The sequence below is a fragment of the Pseudomonas citri genome (assembly GCF_025336485.1).
Taxonomy (GTDB): domain Bacteria; phylum Pseudomonadota; class Gammaproteobacteria; order Pseudomonadales; family Pseudomonadaceae; genus Aquipseudomonas; species Aquipseudomonas citri.
Window position 1 is genome coordinate 1 of sequence record NZ_JAODAB010000042.1, and the last position, 21,484, is coordinate 21,484.

24 protein-coding genes and 1 tRNA gene are annotated in these 21,484 nt (G+C 60.8%); 22 read left to right on the forward strand and 3 right to left on the reverse strand.

The genetic code is table 11. From position 1 onward, the window contains the following. Positions 1 to 93 precede the first annotated feature (93 nt). Together N4Q37_RS26740 and N4Q37_RS26745 are read right to left on the reverse strand one after the other, a co-directional pair. Positions 94 to 423: a hypothetical protein gene (locus N4Q37_RS26740; protein ID WP_260963191.1), complete on the reverse strand. Its 330-nt coding sequence runs from the start codon at positions 421 to 423 to the stop codon at positions 94 to 96. 311 nt (positions 424 to 734) lie between these two features. Beyond that, positions 735 to 819 (reverse strand) — tRNA-Leu (locus N4Q37_RS26745). Between the two features lie 108 nt (positions 820 to 927). Here N4Q37_RS26745 and queA point away from each other — a divergent pair. The 6 genes from queA (at position 928) to N4Q37_RS26775 (ending at position 7,008) form a co-directional block, all read left to right on the forward strand. Next, positions 928 to 1,977, forward strand: a complete 1,050-nt coding sequence (queA, locus tag N4Q37_RS26750; protein WP_260963192.1) for a tRNA preQ1(34) S-adenosylmethionine ribosyltransferase-isomerase QueA — start codon at positions 928 to 930, stop codon at positions 1,975 to 1,977. Between the two features lie 14 nt (positions 1,978 to 1,991). Further along, complete coding sequence (tgt, locus tag N4Q37_RS26755; RefSeq protein WP_260963220.1) at positions 1,992 to 3,107, forward strand: tRNA guanosine(34) transglycosylase Tgt; 1,116 nt, start codon at positions 1,992 to 1,994, stop codon at positions 3,105 to 3,107. A 43-nt stretch (positions 3,108 to 3,150) separates the two neighbouring features. Continuing rightward, a complete protein-coding gene (yajC, locus tag N4Q37_RS26760) occupies positions 3,151 to 3,486 on the forward strand; it encodes a preprotein translocase subunit YajC (RefSeq protein WP_260963193.1) in 336 nt (111 codons plus the stop codon). 63 nt (positions 3,487 to 3,549) lie between these two features. After that, positions 3,550 to 5,418, forward strand: a complete 1,869-nt coding sequence (secD, locus tag N4Q37_RS26765) for a protein translocase subunit SecD (RefSeq protein ID WP_260963194.1) — start codon at positions 3,550 to 3,552, stop codon at positions 5,416 to 5,418. Positions 5,419 to 5,427: 9 nt separating this feature from the next. Then, positions 5,428 to 6,342: a protein translocase subunit SecF gene (gene secF / locus N4Q37_RS26770; protein WP_260963195.1), complete on the forward strand. Its 915-nt coding sequence runs from the start codon at positions 5,428 to 5,430 to the stop codon at positions 6,340 to 6,342. A 117-nt stretch (positions 6,343 to 6,459) separates the two neighbouring features. Further along, a complete protein-coding gene (locus N4Q37_RS26775; RefSeq protein WP_260963196.1) occupies positions 6,460 to 7,008 on the forward strand; it encodes a glycine zipper 2TM domain-containing protein in 549 nt (182 codons plus the stop codon). 215 nt (positions 7,009 to 7,223) lie between these two features. Here the strand turns inward: N4Q37_RS26775 and suhB are convergent, their stop codons facing one another. Next, entirely contained in the window at positions 7,224 to 8,042 is an 819-nt protein-coding gene (gene suhB, locus N4Q37_RS26780) for a type III secretion system regulator SuhB (RefSeq protein ID WP_260963197.1), read from the reverse strand. Positions 8,043 to 8,186: 144 nt separating this feature from the next. On the opposite strand from suhB, the gene trmJ reads away from it, so the two are divergent. The 16 genes from trmJ (at position 8,187) to hisS (ending at position 21,479) form a co-directional block, all read left to right on the forward strand. Continuing rightward, positions 8,187 to 8,957, forward strand: coding sequence for a tRNA (cytosine(32)/uridine(32)-2'-O)-methyltransferase TrmJ (gene trmJ / locus N4Q37_RS26785; RefSeq protein WP_260963198.1), 771 nt, complete (start codon positions 8,187 to 8,189; stop codon positions 8,955 to 8,957). Position 8,958: 1 nt separating this feature from the next. Next, on the forward strand, positions 8,959 to 9,735 hold the full coding sequence (gene cysE, locus N4Q37_RS26790; RefSeq protein ID WP_260963199.1) for a serine O-acetyltransferase: 777 nt from the start codon (positions 8,959 to 8,961) through the stop codon (positions 9,733 to 9,735). A gap of 265 nt (positions 9,736 to 10,000) precedes the next feature. After that, on the forward strand, positions 10,001 to 10,492 hold the full coding sequence (iscR, locus tag N4Q37_RS26795) for a Fe-S cluster assembly transcriptional regulator IscR (RefSeq protein WP_024777044.1): 492 nt from the start codon (positions 10,001 to 10,003) through the stop codon (positions 10,490 to 10,492). 50 nt (positions 10,493 to 10,542) lie between these two features. After that, positions 10,543 to 11,757: an IscS subfamily cysteine desulfurase gene (locus N4Q37_RS26800; RefSeq protein ID WP_260963200.1), complete on the forward strand. Its 1,215-nt coding sequence runs from the start codon at positions 10,543 to 10,545 to the stop codon at positions 11,755 to 11,757. Positions 11,758 to 11,800: 43 nt separating this feature from the next. Further along, positions 11,801 to 12,187: a Fe-S cluster assembly scaffold IscU gene (gene iscU, locus N4Q37_RS26805; protein ID WP_003185157.1), complete on the forward strand. Its 387-nt coding sequence runs from the start codon at positions 11,801 to 11,803 to the stop codon at positions 12,185 to 12,187. Between the two features lie 24 nt (positions 12,188 to 12,211). Further along, complete coding sequence (gene iscA, locus N4Q37_RS26810) at positions 12,212 to 12,535, forward strand: iron-sulfur cluster assembly protein IscA (protein WP_030139597.1); 324 nt, start codon at positions 12,212 to 12,214, stop codon at positions 12,533 to 12,535. Between the two features lie 8 nt (positions 12,536 to 12,543). Beyond that, positions 12,544 to 13,065, forward strand: a complete 522-nt coding sequence (hscB, locus tag N4Q37_RS26815; RefSeq protein WP_260963201.1) for a co-chaperone HscB — start codon at positions 12,544 to 12,546, stop codon at positions 13,063 to 13,065. 50 nt (positions 13,066 to 13,115) lie between these two features. Beyond that, positions 13,116 to 14,978: a Fe-S protein assembly chaperone HscA gene (gene hscA / locus N4Q37_RS26820; protein ID WP_260963202.1), complete on the forward strand. Its 1,863-nt coding sequence runs from the start codon at positions 13,116 to 13,118 to the stop codon at positions 14,976 to 14,978. A 3-nt stretch (positions 14,979 to 14,981) separates the two neighbouring features. Further along, positions 14,982 to 15,323, forward strand: coding sequence for an ISC system 2Fe-2S type ferredoxin (gene fdx, locus N4Q37_RS26825; RefSeq protein ID WP_134922899.1), 342 nt, complete (start codon positions 14,982 to 14,984; stop codon positions 15,321 to 15,323). Between the two features lie 15 nt (positions 15,324 to 15,338). After that, the gene (gene iscX, locus N4Q37_RS26830; RefSeq protein ID WP_260963203.1) at positions 15,339 to 15,539 is read left to right on the forward strand and encodes a Fe-S cluster assembly protein IscX; all 201 of its coding nucleotides are present in this window, start codon (positions 15,339 to 15,341) and stop codon (positions 15,537 to 15,539) included. Between the two features lie 92 nt (positions 15,540 to 15,631). Continuing rightward, complete coding sequence (ndk, locus tag N4Q37_RS26835; RefSeq protein ID WP_260963204.1) at positions 15,632 to 16,057, forward strand: nucleoside-diphosphate kinase; 426 nt, start codon at positions 15,632 to 15,634, stop codon at positions 16,055 to 16,057. 28 nt (positions 16,058 to 16,085) lie between these two features. Then, positions 16,086 to 17,234: a 23S rRNA (adenine(2503)-C(2))-methyltransferase RlmN gene (rlmN, locus tag N4Q37_RS26840; RefSeq protein WP_260963205.1), complete on the forward strand. Its 1,149-nt coding sequence runs from the start codon at positions 16,086 to 16,088 to the stop codon at positions 17,232 to 17,234. Between the two features lie 12 nt (positions 17,235 to 17,246). After that, positions 17,247 to 18,005 (forward strand): type IV pilus biogenesis/stability protein PilW, encoded by a 759-nt coding sequence (pilW, locus tag N4Q37_RS26845; protein ID WP_260963206.1) that lies wholly within the window; start codon positions 17,247 to 17,249, stop codon positions 18,003 to 18,005. Then, the gene (locus N4Q37_RS26850; protein WP_260963207.1) at positions 18,005 to 19,051 is read left to right on the forward strand and encodes a RodZ domain-containing protein; all 1,047 of its coding nucleotides are present in this window, start codon (positions 18,005 to 18,007) and stop codon (positions 19,049 to 19,051) included. The genes pilW and N4Q37_RS26850 overlap by 1 nt, the downstream gene beginning before the upstream one ends. A 3-nt stretch (positions 19,052 to 19,054) precedes the next feature. Next, on the forward strand, positions 19,055 to 20,164 hold the full coding sequence (ispG, locus tag N4Q37_RS26855; RefSeq protein ID WP_260963208.1) for a flavodoxin-dependent (E)-4-hydroxy-3-methylbut-2-enyl-diphosphate synthase: 1,110 nt from the start codon (positions 19,055 to 19,057) through the stop codon (positions 20,162 to 20,164). Positions 20,165 to 20,189: 25 nt separating this feature from the next. After that, complete coding sequence (gene hisS, locus N4Q37_RS26860) at positions 20,190 to 21,479, forward strand: histidine--tRNA ligase (protein WP_260963209.1); 1,290 nt, start codon at positions 20,190 to 20,192, stop codon at positions 21,477 to 21,479. Positions 21,480 to 21,484: the final 5 nt, after the last annotated feature.

The following is a 21,484-nucleotide window of genomic DNA, read 5'->3' on the forward strand; positions in this document are numbered from 1 at the left end:
GCGGTTTCTTTTTGGTTGGCATACATGCACCTCTTACTCATGTTATGCCCGAACACAAAATTTCTGACACCCTCGGAGTCATTGGTATCCCGCTCACACAACAGCGCGCAAATACCCCTTGAGCAGGATAGCCGGATCATGAAGCTCTTCCATCGTCTGCGTCGCGCTGAAACCCGAAGCCAAGCGCCCCAGCTCCCGCCCCAACACCGTATTCCCTCCACCAACCGCCCCCAACGCCAAATCCAAACACCGACCAATCTCCCCCTGAATCCGAGCCACATCCCCCCGCCGCACCAACAACCCAAACACCTCCCGATCACACCCGCCCATCAACGGATCATCCCGCAAAATCGGACTATGCCCCTCCGTCTCGTAAGCCAGCTTCAGCGAGTAAAGAGCGACCGTTTCCAGCAGCAATTCCATGGGGTGAAATCCTTTGTCAGCGGGTGAGGAGGGGCGGTGGGTCAACTGGGTGTCGCAAGGCGGAGCATCGGTGTGGGTTGTGACATTTTTTGTAAGCGCTTTGCGCTCAAGCGGGAGCAAGCTCCCTCGCTACAGGTTCCTATTAGCCACAGACTCTTCGTTGCCACAGGTTTGGTCATTGGGGCCGCTTTGCGGCCCAGCGGGGATGAATCCCCTCGCCACAATGGACTGGGTGATGCGTTGGATCACGGCAAGTCCACTTTCCTGCAGGCGAAAAAAAAGACCTTGAATTTCAAGGTCTTTCTTTAAGATGGTGCCCCGAGGGAGACTCGAACTCCCACTCCTTTCGAAAACGGATTTTGAATCCGCCGCGTCTACCAATTCCGCCATCAGGGCTCAATGGCGGCGAAGTATAGAGAGGTGCCTACCGTTGGTCAATCACGTTTCGTGGTGAATTTTTGATATTTCCGCTAGACTTCCCGGCCCTGCTAGACGAACCCCATCATGCGTGTTGCTGACTTTACCTTCGACCTCCCTGATTCGCTGATCGCTCGCCACCCTCTGGCCGAGCGTCGTGCCAGTCGCCTGTTGACCCTGGACGGGGTCAGCGGGGCCATGGCTCACCGTCAATTCACTGATTTGCTTGAGCATTTGCGCCCGGGCGATTTGATGGTGTTCAACAATACCCGGGTGATTCCGGCGCGGTTGTTTGGCCAGAAGGCCTCCGGCGGCAAGCTGGAAATTCTGGTGGAGCGGGTGCTGGACAGTCACCGCGTGCTGGCCCATGTGCGCTCCAGCAAGTCGCCCAAGCCCGGTTCGTCGATCTTGATCGACGGCGGCGGGGAGGCGGTGATGGTGGCGCGGCATGATGCGTTGTTCGAGCTTGCGTTTGCCAAAGAGGTGTTGCCGCTGCTCGACCGTGTCGGGCACATGCCGTTGCCTCCTTATATAGACCGCCCGGACGAAGGTTCGGACCGCGAGCGTTACCAGACCGTGTACGCCGAGCGCCTGGGGGCGGTGGCGGCGCCGACGGCGGGGCTGCATTTCGATCAGCCATTGCTGGAGGCGATTGCCGCCAAGGGCGTGGAGACGGCGTTCGTGACGCTGCACGTTGGCGCGGGGACGTTCCAGCCGGTGCGGGTGGAGCGTATCGAAGACCACCACATGCACAACGAATGGCTGGAAGTGAGCCAGGAGGTGGTCGATGCCGTGGCGGCTTGTCGTGCTCGCGGTGGGCGGGTGGTGGCGGTGGGGACCACCAGCGTGCGTTCCCTGGAAAGCGCCGCGCGCGATGGCGTGCTCAAGCCGTTCAGTGGCGACACCGACATCTTCATCTACCCGGGGCGGCCGTTCCATGTGGTCGATGCCCTGGTCACCAATTTCCATTTGCCCGAATCCACGCTGTTGATGCTGGTTTCGGCGTTCGCCGGTTATCCCGAAGCCATGGCCGCCTACAAGGCCGCCGTCGAGCATGGATACCGCTTTTTCAGCTACGGTGATGCGATGTTCATCACCCGTAACCCCGCGCCACGCGGGCCCGAGGAAACAGTATGAGTCGCACCTGTCGCATGTCCTTCGAGTTGCTCGCCACCGATGGCAAGGCGCGTCGCGGTCGCTTGACCTTCCCGCGCGGTACGGTGGAAACCCCGGCGTTCATGCCGGTGGGCACCTACGGCACGGTCAAGGGCATGTTGCCGCGCGACATCGAGGCCATTGGCGCGCAAATCATCCTCGGTAACACCTTCCACCTGTGGCTGCGCCCGGGCATGGAGGTGATCAAGGCCCACGGCGACCTGCACGATTTCATGCAGTGGAAAGGCCCGATCCTGACCGACTCCGGTGGTTTCCAGGTGTTCAGTCTCGGTGCCATGCGCAAGATCAAGGAGGAGGGCGTGACCTTCGCCTCGCCGGTAGATGGCGCCAAGGTGTTCATGGGCCCGGAAGAGTCGATGCAGGTCCAGCGCGACCTGGGGTCGGACATCGTGATGATCTTCGACGAATGCACGCCGTACCCGGCCGACGAAGATGTCGCGCGGGTGTCCATGGAGCTGTCGTTGCGCTGGGCCCAGCGTTCCAAGAACGCCCATGCCGACAACACGGCGGCGCTGTTCGGGATCGTGCAGGGCGGCATGCACCAGGACCTGCGCATGCGCTCGCTCGAAGGCCTGGACAAGATCGGCTTCGACGGCCTGGCCATCGGCGGTTTGTCGGTGGGTGAGCCGAAGCACGAGATGATCAAGGTGTTGGATTACCTGCCGGCGCAAATGCCTGCTGACAAACCTCGTTACCTTATGGGCGTTGGCAAACCGGAGGATCTGGTTGAGGGTGTGCGCCGCGGGGTGGACATGTTCGATTGCGTGATGCCAACCCGTAATGCCCGCAATGGGCATCTGTTCATCGACACGGGTGTGTTGAAGATCCGTAACGCGTTCCATCGCCATGATGATTCGCCGCTGGATCCGACCTGCGATTGCTACACGTGCCAGAACTTCTCCCGCGCTTACCTGCATCATTTGGACAAGTGCGGCGAAATGCTGGGGAGCATGCTCAATACCATCCACAATTTGCGCCATTACCAGGTGCTGATGGCTGGTTTGCGTGAGGCTATTCAACAGGGTACATTGGCCGCCTTCGTCGAGGCCTTCTATGCCAAGCGTGGGTTGCCTGTACCGCCCTTGGACTGAGTTTTCCGATCCTAAGATTCAATACTTGCAACTGGAGTGCTAAATGAGCTTTTTTATCTCTAACGCCATGGCCGATGCCGCAGCGCCTGCTGCTGCGCCAATGGGTGGCGGTTTCGAGTGGATTTTCCTGGTCGGCTTCCTGGTCATCTTCTACCTGATGATCTGGCGTCCACAGGCCAAGCGCGCCAAAGAGCAGAAGAACCTGCTCAGCAACTTGCAGAAGGGCGATGAAGTGGTCACCACCGGTGGCATCGCTGGCAAGATCACCAAAGTGGCCGAAGACTTCGTGGTCCTGGAAGTGTCCGACACTGTTGAAATGAAGTTCCAGAAGGGCGCTATCGCGGCCACGCTGCCAAAAGGCACGCTGAAAGCGATCTAAGTAACAACTTCTATTCAATCGACGGGGCGCGCAAGGCGCCCCGCGTCATAAGCGGGCGGCGTGATGCTGAACAAATACCCTCTGTGGAAATATGTACTGATCCTGGCGGTGCTGGCGGTCGGTCTGATTTATTCCGCTCCCAATCTCTACCCGGATGACCCGGCCATTCAGGTCAGTGGCGCAAGCACAGCCTTGCAGGTCACCCAGGCGGATCTGGACCGTGCGAGTGCGGCGCTCAAGGCGGCGAATATCGACGTCAAGGCGGCGTCCATCGCCGAAAACGGCAAGGGCGGCCTGTTGCGCCTGATCAAGGCTGAAGACCAGCTGCCGGCCAAGGACGTGGTGCGCAAGGCGTTGGGCGACGATTATGTCGTGGCCCTGAACCTGGCCCAGACCACCCCACAATGGCTGCGCAAGCTCGGCGCGCACCCAATGAAGCTGGGCCTGGACTTGTCCGGTGGTGTGCACTTCCTGCTGGAAGTGGACATGGAAAAAGCCCTCGACGCGCGCATGAAAGTCTATGAAGGCGACGTCAAGAGCCTGTTGCGCAAAGAGCGCCTGCGTTATCGCAGCCTGCCGCAGGTCGACGGTGCCATTCAGCTGGGCTTCAGTGATTCCGACACGCGCGAGCAGGCTCGTGTGCTGATTCGCAAGAACTTCAATGATTTCGACGTTGTGCCCGCCGACCTCAACGGTCAACCGGTGCTGCGTCTGGCGATGACCCCGGCCAAGCTGGCGGAAATCCGCGAATACTCCATCAAGCAGAACCTGACTACGGTGCGTAACCGCGTCAACGAGCTGGGTGTGGCCGAGCCGATCGTGCAGCGCCAGGGCGCCAACCGTATCGTGGTTGAGCTGCCGGGTGTGCAGGACACTGCCGAAGCCAAGCGTATCCTCGGCAAGACCGCCAACCTGGAGTTCCGCCTGGCCGCCGAGCCGGGTGCGTCCAAGGCCACTTCCGAGAGCTTCGAGTTCCGCGAGGGCAACCGTCCCGCCGCGCAGATCGAGCGTAGCCTGATCATCACCGGCGACCAGGTGACCGACGCCAAGGCCGGCTTCGACGAGCAGGGCCGCCCACAGGTGAACATTCGCCTCGACGGCCACGGTGGCGAGCTGATGAGCCGCGCCACGCGTAGCAACGTCGGTCGCAGCATGGCGGTGATCTTCATCGAGCAGAAGCCGATCACCACCTACACCAGGCAAGTGGTCGACGGCGTCGAGAAAGACGTCGCGGTGCAGGCGTTCAAGGAAGAGAAAAAGATCATCAGCCTGGCGACCATCCAGTCGCCGCTGGGCAGCCAGTTCCGCATCACCGGCCTGAACGGCCAGGGCGAATCCTCGGAACTGGCCCTGCTGCTGCGTGCCGGTGGCCTGGCCGCGCCGATGTACTTCGCTGAAGAGCGCACCATCGGCCCGAGCCTGGGTGCCGACAACATCACCAAGGGTATCGATGCGTCGATGTGGGGCATGCTGTTCGTGTCGCTGTTCATCATCGCCATCTACCGCTTCTTCGGCATCATCGCCACTGTCGCGCTGGCGGTGAACATGGTGATGCTGCTGGCCCTGATGTCGCTGCTGGGCGCCACGCTGACCCTGCCGGGTATCGCCGGTATCGTGTTGACCATGGGCATGGCGGTGGACGCCAACGTGCTGATCTTCTCGCGGATACGTGAAGAGATCGCCGCGGGCATGTCGATCCAGCGGGCAATCAACGAAGGCTTCGGCCGGGCATTCACTGCGATTCTCGACGCCAACCTGACCACCTTGCTGGTCGGCGGGATTCTCTTCGCCATGGGCACCGGCCCGGTGAAGGGCTTCGCAGTGACCATGTCCCTCGGGATCTTTACCTCGATGTTCACAGCCATCATGGTGACCCGCGCAATGGTCAACCTGATCTTTGGCGGTCGTGACTTCAAGAAGTTGTGGATTTAAGGGGCTGCCATGTTACGTACTATCAACTTCATGGGCGTTCGCAACGTTGCGTTCGCCCTCACCTTGTTCCTCACTGCGCTGGCGCTGTTCAGCTGGTTCCACAAGGGCTTGAACTATGGCCTGGACTTCACCGGCGGTACGCTCATCGAGCTGACCTACGAGCGTCCGGCCGATGTCACCAAGGTGCGCGAGCAACTGGCGACGTCGGGCTACGGCGAAGCCGTGGTGCAGAGCTTTGGCGCGACCACTGACTTGCTGGTGCGCATGCCGGGTGAAGACCCGCAGTTGGGCCATCAGGTCGCCGAAGCCTTGCAGAAGGCCGGTGGCGACAACCCGGCCCAGGTCAAGCGCGTCGAGTTCGTCGGCCCGCAAGTGGGTGAAGAACTGCGCGACCAGGGCGGCCTCGGCATGCTGATGGCGCTGGGCGGCATCCTGATCTACCTGGCTTTCCGCTTTCAGTGGAAGTTCGCGGTGGGCGCGATTGTCTCGCTGGTCCACGACGTGATCGTGACCGTGGGTATCCTGTCGTTCTTCCAGATCACCTTCGACCTGACGGTGCTGGCGGCGGTGCTGGCGATCATCGGTTACTCGCTCAACGACACCATCGTGGTGTTCGACCGGGTGCGTGAGAACTTCCGTGTGCTGCGCAAGGCGTCGCTGGTCGAGAACATCAACATCTCGACGACCCAGACCCTGCTGCGGACCATGGCGACCTCGATCTCCACTTTGCTGGCGATCGCGGCGCTGTTGTTCTTTGGTGGCGACAACCTGTTCGGTTTCTCCATCGCACTGTTTGTCGGTGTATTGGCGGGTACTTACTCGTCGATCTACATCGCCAACGTGGTGCTGATCTGGCTGAACCTGAGTACCGAGGACCTGATTCCTCCGGCTGCCACCGAAACGGAAGTGGACGACCGCCCGTAAGGCCCGTACCTCCATCCGGCAAGATCCCAAAGGCGCGAGTTGAACTCGCGCCTTTTTTTATGCTCCAAGGCTGGGAGAAGCGCGGATTAATCCGCTTGTGATGGCCAGGAGGTTCAAGTGAACAAATCGATGCTGGTTGGTGCGGTATTGGGTGCTGTCGGTGTGACTGCCGGTGGTGCGGTCGCTACCTACAGCTTGGTGAAGAGTGGCCCTGAGTATGCGCAAGTATTGGCCGTGGAGCCGGTCAAGACCCAGATCAAGACTCCACGTGAAGTGTGCAAGGACGTGACTGTGACCCGGCAAGCGCCGGTAAAAGATCAACACCAGATCGCCGGTACGGTGGTCGGTGCACTGGCAGGTGGTCTACTGGGTAACCAGATCGGCGGCGGCAACGGCAAGAAAATCGCCACGGTTGCAGGCGCGGTCGGCGGTGGTTACGCCGGTAACAAGGTTCAAGAGGGTATGCAGGAGCGCGACACCTACACCACGACTCAGACTCGTTGTAATACGGTGAATGACATCAGCGACAAGGTGGTAGGTTACGACGTGCGCTACATGCTCGACGGCAAAGAAGGTAAAGTCCGCATGGATCGCGACCCGGGCAACCAGATCCCGGTGAGCAAGGACGGTCAGCTGATCCTGGGGCAGAACCAACCGGCCCAGTGATTTGAGGCTTTGAAAAGCACCCTTCGGGGGTGCTTTTTTTTTCGCCTGCATTTCATGCCCTGTCCCAGACCCGCTTGGGAATGAACCTGCTTGCGAAGGTGGCATCCATGTTCGGAGCGTAATTCATTGTGGCGAGGGGGTTATTCATGCCTGAAAGGAGTTTTATTCAGGCACAAAAAAGCACCCCGAAGGGTGCTTTTTTGTAGCCGGATTGCTTAGCGCTTCAGTGAAGCCGGCAGGTGCGGCTGGATGGCGGTCAGTACAGCCTTGAAGCATTTGGTGTTGCCGGCAACGATGTGGCCTTTTTCAAGGAAGTCGTGGCCGCCGGTGAAGTCGCTCACCAAGCCGCCGGCTTCCTGGATCAGCAGGGCACCTGCCGCCATGTCCCATTCGGACAGGCCCGACTCCCAGAACGCATCGAAACGACCAGCGGCCACGTAAGCCAGGTCCAGGCTTGCGGCGCCGGCGCGGCGGATGCCGGCGGTCTGGCCGACCAGGGCGCGGAACATGCCCAGGTAGTTATCCAGGTTGTCCATCTGCTCGTCGCGGAAAGGGAAACCGGTGCCCAGCAAGGCGCCGTCCAGGCTGGTACGGCCGCTGACACGCAGGCGACGACCGTTCAACTGGGCGCCACGGCCACGGCTGGCGGTGAATTCTTCCTGGCGAACCGGGTCCAGCACGACGGCGTGCTCCAGGCGACCGCGGTATTTGCAGGCGATGCTGACAGCGAAGTGAGGGATGCCGCGCAGGAAGTTGGTAGTGCCGTCCAGTGGATCGATGATCCACAGGTATTCTTCGCCTTCGATGCCGGTACCGGCGTGCATGCCGGTCTCTTCGCCCAGAATCGAGTGGTTCGGATAAGCCTTGCGCAGGGCGTCGACGATTTTCTGTTCGGCGGCGCGATCGACCTCGGACACGTAGTCCTTGGCGTCTTTTTCGTCGACCTTGATGGTATCCAGGCGCTCGATGGAGCGGAAGATCAGTTCACTGGCGCTGCGGGCGGCGCGCAGCGCGATATTCAGCATGGGCTGCATGGATGTGTCACCTAAGGTTGTTAAAGAAAGCCGGGCATTCTATCAGAAAGTTTCCTCAGGAGAAGGTGGGTGTTTGCTTTCATAGCTTAACGGTAGGTGCTTAGGTAATATTTGCTCCCTTTATCGTGTTCGAGAGCGCTTCCCTTGTTGCACAACATTCGTGTCGTCCTGGTCAATACCAGCCATCCGGGTAACATCGGCGGCGCTGCGCGGGCCATGAAGAACATGGGCCTGTCGCGGCTGGTGCTGGTCGAGCCGCGCGTGTTTCCCCATCACGAAGCCGATGCCCGGGCCTCGGGTGCCAATGACATCCTGGCCAATACCCAGGTGGTCGCGACCCTGGAAGACGCGCTGGTGGGCTGCAATCTGGTGCTCGGCACCAGCGCCCGCGACCGCCGCATTCCCTGGCCGTTGCTCGACCCCCGTGAATGCGGGGCCAAAGTGGTCGAGGAGGCCGCGCAAGGCTTCGAGATCGCGCTGGTGTTCGGTCGTGAAGATTCCGGCTTGACCAATGAAGAGCTGCAGCGATGTCACTTCCATGTGCATATCCCTTCCGACCCTGAGTTCAGTTCGTTGAACCTGGGGGCGGCGGTGCAGGTGTTGAGCTATGAAGTGCGCATGGCCTGGCTGGCAGCCGAAGGCAAGCCGAGCAAGGTGGAAAAAACCGAGGTGACGTCGCCACGCAGTGAGACACTGGCGACCATGGACGAACTGGAGCGATTCTACGGCCACCTGGAGCAGACCCTGGTGGACATCGAATTCCTCGATCCGGAGAAACCGCGGCACTTGATGGCGCGCCTGCGTCGGTTGTACGGACGAAGCTCGGTCAACCGGGCGGAGATGAATATATTGCGCGGCATCCTCACGGAAACCCAAAAAGCGGCCCGTGGCGAGCTGATTAAGCGGAAGGAATAAAATGTTCGATCGTTTGCGTGAAGATATCCAAAGCGTTTTCCATCGTGACCCGGCGGCGCGCAATGCCTTTGAAGTGCTGACTTGCTATCCGGGGATGCACGCGATCTGGCTTCACCGGCTTTCCGGTGCCTTGTGGGGGATGGGTTGGAAATGGCTGGCGCGTGTGGTGTCGAACTTCGGTCGGTGGTTGACCGGGATCGAGATCCATCCGGGCGCCAAGGTCGGTCGCCGGTTCTTCATCGACCACGGCATGGGCATCGTCATTGGTGAAACCGCCGAGATCGGCGACGATGTCACGCTATACCAGGGCGTGACCTTGGGTGGCACCAGTTGGAACAAGGGCAAGCGCCACCCGACGTTGGAAGATGGCGTGGTGGTGGGTGCCGGTGCGAAGGTGCTTGGGCCGTTTACGGTTGGGGCGGGGGCGAAAGTCGGCTCCAATGCCGTGGTGACCAAGGCCGTGCCACCTGGGGCGACCGTGGTGGGCATTCCAGGGCGGGTTATCGTCAAGTCCGATGACGAACAGGATGCGCGGCGCAAAGCCATGGCCGAGAAAATCGGCTTCGATGCCTACGGTGTCGGCGAGGACATGCCCGACCCGGTGGCTCGCGCCATCAATCAGTTGCTCGATCACCTGCAGGCCGTTGATGGTCGGCTGGAGGGGATGTGCGGGGCCTTGAAGGAGTTGGGCAGTAATTACTGTGCCAAGGACTTGCCTGAGCTGCGCGAGGAAGACTTCGCGTGTGTGAAGGACAAGGATCAGAGTCAGGCCAGCTAGATCGAGGTACCTGCATCGCGGGCAAGCCTTGCTCCCCATCGGGTTGGTGTCGTGCGCGAATTGCGGCCACCCAAGACCCCTTGTGGGAGCAAAGCTTGCTCGCGATGAACGATAACGCGGTATCGCTGTCACCCCCGGCCAGCCTTTGTTATCATGCGCGCGCTCTTTCGCGGGTAAACCTGAGTAGTCCACTCGGTCTTATAGTTGACTTAAATACTCGGGAATTGCATACTCGCACCCATTCCGAACTCCGTGGTAATTGTCCATGCGACTGACTACAAAAGGCCGATACGCCGTGACCGCAATGCTGGACCTGGCATTGCATGCGCAGCACGGGCCGGTGTCCCTGGCCGATATCTCCGAGCGCCAGGGTATTTCCCTGTCCTATCTTGAACAACTGTTCGCCAAACTGCGCCGCAGCAACCTGGTCTCCAGCGTTCGCGGCCCTGGTGGCGGCTACCAATTGTCGCGCGACATGCAAGGCATCCAGGTCGCCCAGGTGATCGATGCGGTGAACGAATCGGTCGATGCGACCAAATGCCAGGGGTTGGGCGATTGCCATGGCGGCGATACTTGCCTGACCCATCATCTGTGGTGCGACCTGAGCCTGCAGATCCACGAGTTTCTGAGCGGTATCAGCTTGGCTGACCTTGTAACCCGTCGTGAGGTGCAAGAAGTAGCCCAGCGTCAGGACCAGCGCCGTTGCAATGGCAAGGCGCCGCACCTGGACAAGATTGAAGCGTCCGCCGTCGAATGACCGCCGCAGAGCACGCGGAACGCCAGCCAGCCTGATTTAGGAGAGAGTCCATGAAATTGCCGATTTACCTTGATTACTCTGCGACCACCCCGGTTGATCCGCGTGTCGCGCAAAAGATGAGTGAATGCCTGCTGGTCGACGGAAACTTCGGTAACCCGGCGTCGCGCTCCCACGTATTCGGCTGGAAAGCCGAGGAGTCGGTCGAGAACGCCCGTCGCCAGGTCGCCGACCTGGTCAACGCCGACCCGCGTGAAATCGTCTGGACCTCCGGTGCGACCGAGTCCGACAACCTGGCAATCAAGGGTGTCGCGCATTTCTATCACACCAAGGGCAAACACCTGATCACCTCCAAGATCGAGCACAAGGCTGTCCTGGACACCATGCGCCAACTGGAGCGTGAAGGTTTCGAAGTGACCTACCTCGAGCCCGGTGAAGACGGCATCATCACCCCGGCCATGGTTGAAGCTGCACTGCGCGACGACACCATCCTGGTTTCGATCATGCATGTGAACAACGAGATCGGCACCGTCAACGACATCGCGGCCATCGGCGAACTGACTCGCTCCAAGGGCATCCTGTTCCACGTCGACGCGGCCCAGTCCACCGGTAAGGTCGACATCGACCTGTCCAAGCTGAAAGTCGACCTGATGTCGTTTTCCGCACACAAGACCTACGGCCCTAAAGGCATTGGCGCACTGTATGTGAGCCGCAAGCCGCGTGTTCGCCTCGAAGCGACCATGCACGGCGGCGGTCACGAGCGCGGCATGCGTTCCGGCACCCTGGCGACCCACCAGATCGTCGGCATGGGCGAAGCCTTCCGTGTTGCCAAGGAAGACATGGCTGCCGAAAACGTGCGCATCAAGGCCTTGAGCGATCGCTTCTACAAGCAGGTCGAGCACCTTGAAGAGCTCTACGTCAACGGCAGCATGATCGCCCGCGTCCCGCATAACCTGAACCTGAGCTTCAACTACGTTGAAGGTGAGTCGCTGATCATGGCGCTCAAGGATCTGGCCGTGTCGTCCGGTTCGGCGTGCACCTCGGCGTCCCTCGAGCCTTCGTACGTACTGCGTGCCCTGGGCCGCAACGACGAACTGGCCCACAGTTCGATCCGCTTCACCTTCGGCCGCTTCACCACCGAAGAAGAAATCGATTATGCCGCGCAGAAAGTCTGCGAGGCCGTAACCAAGCTGCGCGCTCTGTCGCCGCTCTGGGACATGTACAAAGACGGCGTCGACATCTCGAAGATCGAGTGGGCGGCGCACTGAAGAAGTCGCCACCAGAGCGGCTCACTGATGAGGATTGAAGCAAATGGCATATAGCGAAAAGGTCATCGACCACTACGAGAACCCGCGCAACGTCGGCAAGATGGACGCGCAGGACCCTGATGTCGGCACCGGCATGGTCGGCGCCCCGGCTTGCGGCGACGTCATGCGCTTGCAGATCAAGGTCAACGAGCAAGGCATCATCGAAGATGCCAAGTTCAAGACCTATGGTTGCGGCTCGGCCATCGCCTCCAGCTCCCTGGCGACCGAATGGATGAAGGGCAAGACCCTCGATGAAGCCGAAACCATCAAGAACACCCAGCTCGCCGAAGAACTGGCCCTGCCGCCAGTGAAAATCCACTGCTCGGTACTCGCCGAAGACGCCATCAAGGCGGCCGTTCGCGATTACAAGCAGAAGAAAGGCTTGATCTGACCTGTGTACAGGTAAGGAGTTTGCATGGCTATCCAGATGACAGAAGCCGCCGCTAAACATGTGCAGCGCTCCCTCGCGGGGCGCGGCAAGGGCGAGGGTATCCGCCTGGGTGTTCGCACCACGGGCTGCTCTGGCCTTGCCTACGTGCTGGAATTCGTCGACGAAGTGGGCGAAGACGACCAGGTATTCGAGAGTCATGGTCAGAAAGTGATCATCGACCCGAAAAGCCTGACGTACCTGGACGGCACCGAGCTCGATTTCGTCAAGGAAGGGTTGAACGAAGGCTTCAAGTTCAACAACCCCAACGTGCGCGGTGAGTGTGGCTGCGGCGAAAGCTTCAACATCTGAGGCGGCTCGTGGGAACTCCTTGTCATTTTGCTTTGTTCCAATTGCAGCCCGCTTTCCAGCTGGATCTTGAGCAGTTGTCCGCGCGTTATCTGGAATTGGCCCGTGAGGTCCATCCGGATCGCTATGCCGATGCCCCCGAGGCTGAGCAGCGGCGGGCGCTCGAACTGTCGGCCAACCTCAACGAGGCGTACCAGACGCTCAAGCATTCGGCCAAGCGCGCGCGTTACCTGCTTGCCATCAGCGGCCATGAGCTGCCCCTGGAAGTCACGGTCCACGACCCCGAATTTCTTCTGCAACAGATGCAATGGCGCGAAGAGCTCGAGGACTTGCAGGACAGTGCCAACCTGGCGGGTGTCGCGGCGTTCAAGCGCCGTTTGAAAGAAGCCCAGCAAACGTTGAACGAAAGCTTCGCGGCTTGTTGGAACGACGCTGCGCAACGCGAACAGGCCGAACGCCTGATGCGGCGCATGCAGTTCCTCGACAAGCTCACCTACGAAGTGCGCCAATTGGAAGAGCGCCTCGACGATTAACCCAGTGCCGCTCCGGTCGCACGCCTGATTACAGATAAGTCCAGATTACGATGGCCCTACTGCAGATCGCCGAACCCGGCCAAAGTCCACAACCGCACCAGCGTCGCCTGGCCGTGGGAATCGACTTGGGTACCACCAATTCCCTGGTCGCTGCCTTGCGCAGCGGTCTTTCCGAGCCGCTGGCCGATGAGCAGGGGCGGGTGATCCTGCCGTCTGCCGTGCGCTATCACGCCGATCGTGTCGAAGTGGGCGAGTCGGCCAAGCTGGCCGCGTCGACCGATCCGCTGAACACCATCGTATCGGTCAAGCGCCTGATGGGGCGTGGCCTGTCCGACGTCAAGCAATTGGGGGAGCAACTGCCCTATCGCTTCGTCGGCGGCGAATCCCACATGCCTTTTATCGAAACCGTGCAGGGGGCGAAAAGCCCGGTCCAGGTTTCGGCCGATATCCTCAAGGTGCTGCGCCAGCGTGCCGAAGCAGCGCTGGGTGGCGAGCTGGTGGGGGCTGTCATCACCGTCCCGGCCTATTTCGACGAGGCTCAGCGCCAAGCCACCAAGGACGCGGCCAAGTTGGCCGGCCTGAACGTGCTGCGCCTGCTCAATGAGCCGACCGCCGCTGCCGTGGCGTATGGCCTGGACCAGCATGCCGAAGGCCTGGTCGCCATCTACGACCTGGGCGGCGGCACGTTCGATATCTCTATCTTGCGCCTGACCGGCGGCGTCTTCGAAGTCCTGGCCACCGGTGGCGACAGCGCCCTGGGCGGCGATGATTTCGACCATGCCATCGCCGGTTGGATCATCGAAAACGCGGGCCTGTCCGCGGACCTCGATCCGGGGGCGCAACGCCACTTGTTGCAAACCGCCTGCGCCGCCAAGGAAGCCTTGACCGACGCGAGCAGTGTCGAAGTGGTGTATGGCGATTGGAACGCCTCGTTGAGCCGCGAAACCTTCAATGCGCTGATCGAGCCCATGGTTGCCCGCAGCCTCAAGGCCTGTCGTCGCGCCGTGCGTGATTCCGGTGTTGAGCTCGACGACGTGAAGGCCGTGGTCATGGTCGGTGGTTCGACCCGCGTACCTCGGGTGCGTGAAGCCGTCGCCGAAGCCTTTGGTCGCCAGCCATTGACCGAAATCGACCCGGACCAGGTGGTCGCCATTGGCGCTGCGATCCAGGCCGACACCCTGGCCGGTAACAAGCGCGATGGCGGCGAACTGCTGCTGCTCGACGTGATTCCGTTGTCCCTGGGGCTTGAAACCATGGGCGGTCTGATGGAGAAGGTGATTCCACGCAACACCACCATCCCCGTGGCCCGCGCCCAGGACTTCACCACTTATAAAGACGGCCAGTCGGCCATGATGATCCACGTGTTGCAAGGCGAACGCGAGCTCATCAGCGACTGCCGTTCCCTGGCCCGTTTCGAATTGCGCGGCATCCCGGCCATGGTGGCGGGTGCGGCGAAGATTCGCGTGACCTTCCAGGTCGACGCCGACGGCTTGCTCAATGTCTCCGCTCGCGAACTGGGTTCGGGCGTCGAGGCCAGCATCCAGGTCAAGCCGTCCTATGGCCTGACCGACGGCGAAATCGCTCGGATGCTCAAGGATTCGTTCCAGTACGCCGGCGATGACAAGGTAGCCCGCGTGCTGCGTGAGCAACAGGTCGATGCCCAGCGCCTGATCGAAGCCGTGCAAGGCGCCCTGGAGGCCGACGGCGAGCGTTTGCTGGACGCCGATGAGCGCATGGTCATCGAGCTGCAGATGCAGGAATTGGCCGAATTGATCAAAGGTACCGATGGCTATGCCATCGAGCAGCAGACCAAGCGTCTGTCGCAAGTCACCGATGCTTTTGCCGCCCGTCGCCTGGACTCCACCGTCAAGGCCGCCCTGGCGGGACGCAACCTGAATGAAATCGAGGAGTAGTTGATGCCGCAGGTGATTTTTTTGCCCCACGAGAAGTTCTGCCCTGAGGGTATGGTTGTGGAGGCTGAACCTGGGATCTCCATCCTCGAATTGGCCCATGAGCACCATATCGAGATGGAAAGTGCCTGTGGCGGCGTCTGTGCCTGCACGACGTGCCATTGCATCATCCGTGAGGGTTTCGATTCGCTGGAAGAGGCTGACGAACTGGAGGAAGATTTCCTCGACAAGGCCTGGGGTCTGGAAGCGCAATCGCGCCTGGCTTGCCAGGCGATTGTCGGTGAGGAAGACCTGACCGTCGAAATTCCGAAATACTCGCTCAACCACGCTGCCGAAGCGCCGCACTGATTCAGGAAAGCGACAATGAGTCTGAAATGGGTTGATGTGCTGGAAATCGCTATCCAATTGGCTGAATCCAAGCCAGAGGTAGACCCCCGTTACGTGAACTTCGTCGATCTGCACCAATGGGTGTTGGCATTGCCGGGGTTCAGCGATGATCCGAGCCGAGGTGGCGAGAAAGTGCTTGAAGCCATTCAAGCCGCCTGGATCGACGAGGCAGACTGAGTCCGCATCGTACGCAGTTAGGCAATACCCACGAACCCGCGTATAATTCGCGGGTTTAATTTTTCGCAAATTACCGTTTCTGGAGTTACACCATGGCTGTTCAACGTACTTTCTCCATCATCAAGCCTGACGCCGTTGCTAAAAACGTGATCGGCAAGATCGTTACCCGTTTCGAAGACGCTGGCCTGCGCGTTGTAGCTTCGAAAATGAAGCAACTGTCCAAGGCCGAAGCCGAAGGCTTCTACGCTGAGCACAGCGAACGCGGTTTCTTCGGTGAACTGGTTGCCTTCATGACTTCCGGCCCGGTTGTCGTTCAGGTGCTGGAAGGCGAAAACGCTATCGCTCGCAACCGTGAGCTGATGGGCGCCACCAACCCTAAAGAAGCTGCTGCCGGCACCATCCGTGCTGACTTCGCCCAGTCCATCGACGCCAACGCCGTTCACGGTTCGGACTCCGAAGCCGCTGCTGCTCGCGAAATCGCTTACTTTTTCTCCGCTACTGAAGTAACCACTCGCTAAGCCCAGGCTTTTGAGTGAAGGTGAACCCATGACTACATCGAACGGCAAAACCAACCTGTTGGGCCTGACCCAGCCGGAAATGGAGAAATTCTTCGACTCGATCGGGGAGAAGCGTTTCCGTGCCGGTCAGGTGATGAAATGGATTCACCACTTTGGCGTCGACGACTTCGACGCCATGACGAATGTCGGCAAGGCCTTGCGCGAAAAGCTCAAGGCTGTTGCCGAGATTCGCGGGCCCGAAGTGGTCAGCCAGGACATTTCCAGCGACGGCACCCGCAAGTGGGTGGTGCGCGTGGCGTCCGGCAGCTGCGTCGAGACCGTCTACATTCCCCAGGGCAAACGCGGCACCTTGTGCGTTTCGTCCCAGGCAGGCTGTGCCCTGGATTGCAGTTTCTGCTCCACCGGCAAGCAAGGTTTCAATAGCAACCTCACCGCCGCCGAAGTGATCGGCCAGGTGTGGATTGCCAACAAATCCTTTGGCAGCGTCCCGGCGACCATCGACCGTGCCATCACCAACGTGGTGATGATGGGCATGGGTGAGCCGCTGCTGAACTTCGACAACGTCATCGCCGCCATGCATTTGATGATGGATGACCTGGGCTATGGCATCTCCAAGCGCCGGGTGACCCTGTCCACCTCCGGCGTGGTGCCGATGATCGATGAGCTGGCCAAGCACATCGACGTCTCCCTGGCGTTGTCGCTGCACGCACCCAATGACGCATTGCGTAACCAATTGGTGCCGATCAACAAGAAGTATCCGCTTAAGATGTTGCTCGATTCCTGCCAGCGCTACATGTCGGCCCTGGGCGAGAAGCGCGTGCTGACCATCGAGTACACCTTGCTCAAGGATGTGAACGACAAGCTCGAACATGCGGTCGAGATGATCGAGCTGCTCAAGGACATTCCGTGCAAGATCAACCTGATCCCGTTCAACCCGTTCCCGCATTCCGGTTACGAGCGTCCGAGCAACAATGCGATTCGTCGCTTCCAGGATCAGCTTCATCACGCGGGCTTCAATGTCACTGTGCGCACCACCCGGGGCGAGGACATCGATGCCGCGTGTGGCCAATTGGTCGGACAGGTGCTGGACCGCACCCGTCGCAGTGAACGCTACATTGCCGTGCGCGAGTTGAACGCCGCGGACGATGCGGCGCAAAACGCTGCGAACAGTCACTAAGAGAGGAACTCTATGTCCCTGCGCTTCGCGCTCATCTTGCTGTTGGCCGGGCTGTGCTCCGGTTGTGTCCTGTCGGGTGACTACAACCCGATGAAGACCAGCAAAGGGCGCGACGAGGCTCGCGTGGCCTATGTGCAACTGGGCATCGGCTACCTGCAGCAGGGCATGACCGAGCGCGCCAAGGTCCCGCTCAAGAAAGCCCTGGAGCTGGATGACGCCGATGCCGACGCCAACGCGGCCCTGGCCCTGGTGTTCCAGGCGGAGCTGGAGCCCGAGTTGGCCGACCAGCATTTTCGCAAGGCGCTGTCCGCCCGGCCGCAAGACGCGCGGATCCTGAACAACTACGGCAGCTTCCTGTTCGAGCAGGCCCGCTACAAGGACGCCTACGAGCGTTTCGAGCAGGCTGCCGCCGACACCCTTTATCCCGAGCGTTCGCGGGTTTTCGAGAACCTCGGCCTGACGGCCGCGAAACTCGGCCAGCGTGACCTGGCCCGCCAGCAACTGGAAAAAGCGCTGCGGCTCAACCGCCAGCAACCGCAGGCGTTGCTGGAAATGGCTGAGTTGTCCTACGAAGACAGGCATTATGTGCCCGCGCGGGACTACTACGAACGTTTTAGCCTGCTGAGCGAGCAAAATGCACGTAGTCTGTTGCTCGGCGTTCGGCTCGCCCATGTATTTGAAGATCGCGACAAGGCTGCCAGTTACGGCCTGCAACTCAAAAGACTCTATCCCGGTACGCCGGAATATCAGCAATACCTGTCGGAGCAATGATGAAAGCGGCGCATCCTGAAGTTGTAGCAGCGACTCGCGTAAATCCCGGTGAGACCCTGCGTCAAGCCCGCGAAAGCAATGGTTGGTCGCTGGCCCAAGTGGCCCTCAAGCTCAATCTCACCGTGGCTTCCCTGAGCAATCTGGAAGCGGGCGCGTTCGACAAGTTGCCTGGGCATACCTTCGCCCGGGGCTACATCCGCGCCTATGCCAAGTTGCTCGATATGGACCAGACCGTGCTGGTCCAGCAATTCGACCAATACACCGGTTCCGACGCCCAGGGCAGCAGCGTGCACAGCCTGGGTCGCATTGAAGAGCCGGTTCGCGTTTCCCACACCATTCTGCGAATCGTCAGCCTGTTGTTGCTGATCGCCGTGATCGGTGGCGGTTTCGTCTGGTGGCAGGATCAGACCTCCTTGCGCAACAAGGAACCGGTCGCGCTGGCGCCTGAGCACGTCGAAGTCGAAGGGGCCGATGGCACCACCCGCATCCATCCGCTGGACGAGCCGGAAGACCAGGCCGTCGTGGATGGCCAGGCCGCGGGCGAAACCACCCTGGCGTTGCCCCAGGATCAGGACAGCGCCGACAGCGCTGCCGGTGCCGAACCGACTGCCCCCGCTGGCCCGGCCACTGCGCCTGTCGCCCCGGCTACTCCTGTCGCCCCGGCGTCCCCGGCGCCGACCACCAGCGCACCGGTTGCCGCTACACCAGCCGTGCACGCTACGCCAGCGCCGGTTGCACCAGCGGCTCCAGCCGCTCCCGTTGCCCCGGCAGCGGCGGTTGCTCCCGCAACGCCGCCAATGGCCGGCGAAGGCCAGGTACAGATTCAATTCACGGCCGATTGCTGGACGCAGATCACCGACGGCAACGGCAAGGTGCTGTTCAGTGGTCTCAAGCGCAAGGGCGACAGCACGTCCGTCAACGGCAAGCCACCGTTTGCCGTGCGCCTGGGCTACGCCCGTGGCGCGCAGGTCAGCTACAACGGCCAACCGGTCGACGTGGCTCCGTTCACCAGTGGCGAGACTGCTCGCCTGAAGTTGGGTCAATAAGTCATGCACGGCGAATCTCCAATCAAGCGTCGCGAATCCCGAAAGATCTGGGTCGGCAACGTGCCTGTGGGCGGCGATGCGCCTATCGCTGTCCAGAGCATGACCAACAGCGACACCAATGACGTGGCCGCCACGGTCGCCCAGATCAACCGCCTGGAAGCCGCCGGTGTCGACATCGTGCGGGTTTCCGTGCCGGACATGGACGCCGCCGAGGCGTTCGGCAAGATCAAGCAGTTGGTCAAGGTTCCCTTGGTCGCCGACATCCATTTCGACTACCGGATCGCTCTGCGCGTGGCCGAGTTGGGCGTGGATTGCCTGCGCATCAACCCGGGCAACATCGGTCGTGAGGACCGCGTGCGCGCGGTGGTGGACGCCGCCCGCGACCGGGGCATCCCGATCCGCATCGGCGTCAACGCCGGCTCCCTGGAAAAAGACCTGCAAAAGAAATACGGCGAGCCGACCCCCGCGGCGCTGGTGGAATCGGCCCTGCGTCATGTCGAGCACCTCGAGCGCCTGAATTTCCAGGATTTCAAAGTCAGCGTGAAAGCCTCCGACGTGTTCATGGCCGTCGAAGCCTACCGCCTGCTGGCCAAGGAAATCGTCCAGCCGTTGCACTTGGGTATCACCGAAGCCGGTGGGTTGCGCTCGGGTACGGTGAAATCTGCCGTCGGCCTCGGTATGCTGCTCGCCGAAGGGATTGGCGATACCATTCGCATCTCGTTGGCGGCCGATCCGGTCGAGGAAGTGAAAGTCGGTTACGACATTCTCAAATCCCTGCACTTGCGTTCCCGTGGTATCAACTTCATCGCCTGCCCGAGTTGCTCGCGGCAGAACTTCGATGTGGTCAAGACCATGAACGAGCTGGAAGGGCGCCTCGAAGACCTGCTGGTGCCGCTGGATGTCGCGGTGATCGGTTGTGTGGTCAACGGCCCGGGCGAAGCCAAGGAGGCCCATATAGGCCTGACGGGCGGTACGCCGAACCTGATTTACATCGACGGCAAGCCGTCGCAGAAGTTGACGAATGACAATCTGGTGGACGAGCTGGAAAAGCTGATCCGCGAGAAAGCGGCCGAGAAGGTCGAAGCCGACGCAGCACTCATCGCCCGCGGCTGATCGAACGAATTTTTAAGGATTATCTGTGAGCAAGTCCCTGCAAGCCATCCGTGGCATGAACGACATCCTGCCCGAGCAGACGCCCCTGTGGCGCTATTTCGAGGGCACCGTGGCACGTTTGCTGGATAACTACGGTTATCGGCAGATCCGCATGCCGATCGTCGAGTTCACCGAGCTGTTCAAGCGCTCCATCGGTGAAGTGACCGACATCGTCGAAAAAGAGATGTACACCTTCGACGACCGCAACGGCGATTCGCTGACCTTGCGCCCCGAAGGCACGGCGTCGTGCGTGCGTGCGGTGCTTGAGCACGGCATCAGCGGCGGCGGCCAGGTACAGAAACTCTGGTACATCGGCCCGATGTTCCGTCACGAGCGTCCGCAAAAAGGTCGTTATCGCCAGTTCCACCAGATCGGCCTGGAAGTCTTCAACCTCGAAGGTCCGGACATCGATGCCGAGCTGATCGTCATGACTTGGCGCCTGTGGGGTGAGCTGGGCCTGCGCGATGCGGTCAAGCTCGAACTCAACAGCCTGGGCACCAGCGAGTCGCGGGCGCGCTACCGCGATGCCTTGGTGCAGTTCCTGTCCGCTCACGTGGACAAGCTGGACGAAGACAGCCAGCGCCGCCTGAAGACCAACCCGCTGCGGGTGCTGGACACCAAGAACGCCGACACCCAGGCGATCCTGGTCGATGCGCCGAAGATGGCCGACTACCTCGACGACGAGTCCCGCCAGCACTTCGAGGGGCTCAAGGCGCGCCTGGATGCCGCTGGTATTCCTTATGTGCTCAACCCGAAGCTGGTTCGCGGGCTGGACTACTACAGCAAGACCGTTTTCGAATGGGTTACCGACAAGCTCGGCGCCCAGGGCACCGTGTGCGCCGGGGGGCGCTACGATGGCCTCGTCGAGCAGATGGGTGGCAAGCCGACCCCTGGTGTTGGCTTCGCCATGGGCATCGAGCGCTTGGTGTTGATGCTCGAAGCGTTGGACAAGGTTCCAGAAGAGCTTTCCCGCCAGGTTGATGTTTACCTGTGCGCGTTTGGCGAAGCAGCGGAGCTGGCGGCCCTGGCGTTGAGCGAGCGGGTCCGCGACCAGTTGCCCAACCTGCGCCTGCAGATCAACGCCGGCGCCGGCAGCTTCAAGAGCCAGTTCAAGAAGGCCGACAAGAGCGGTGCGCTGTACGCACTGATCCTGGGTGACGACGAACTGGCCCAACAAGTGGTAGGTTTCAAACCCCTGCGTGGCCAGGGCGAACAACAAAGCATTGCCTGGGATGCGCTTGCAGCACACCTGGCCACCTGCGTCGTGCAGGGTTGAAGCTG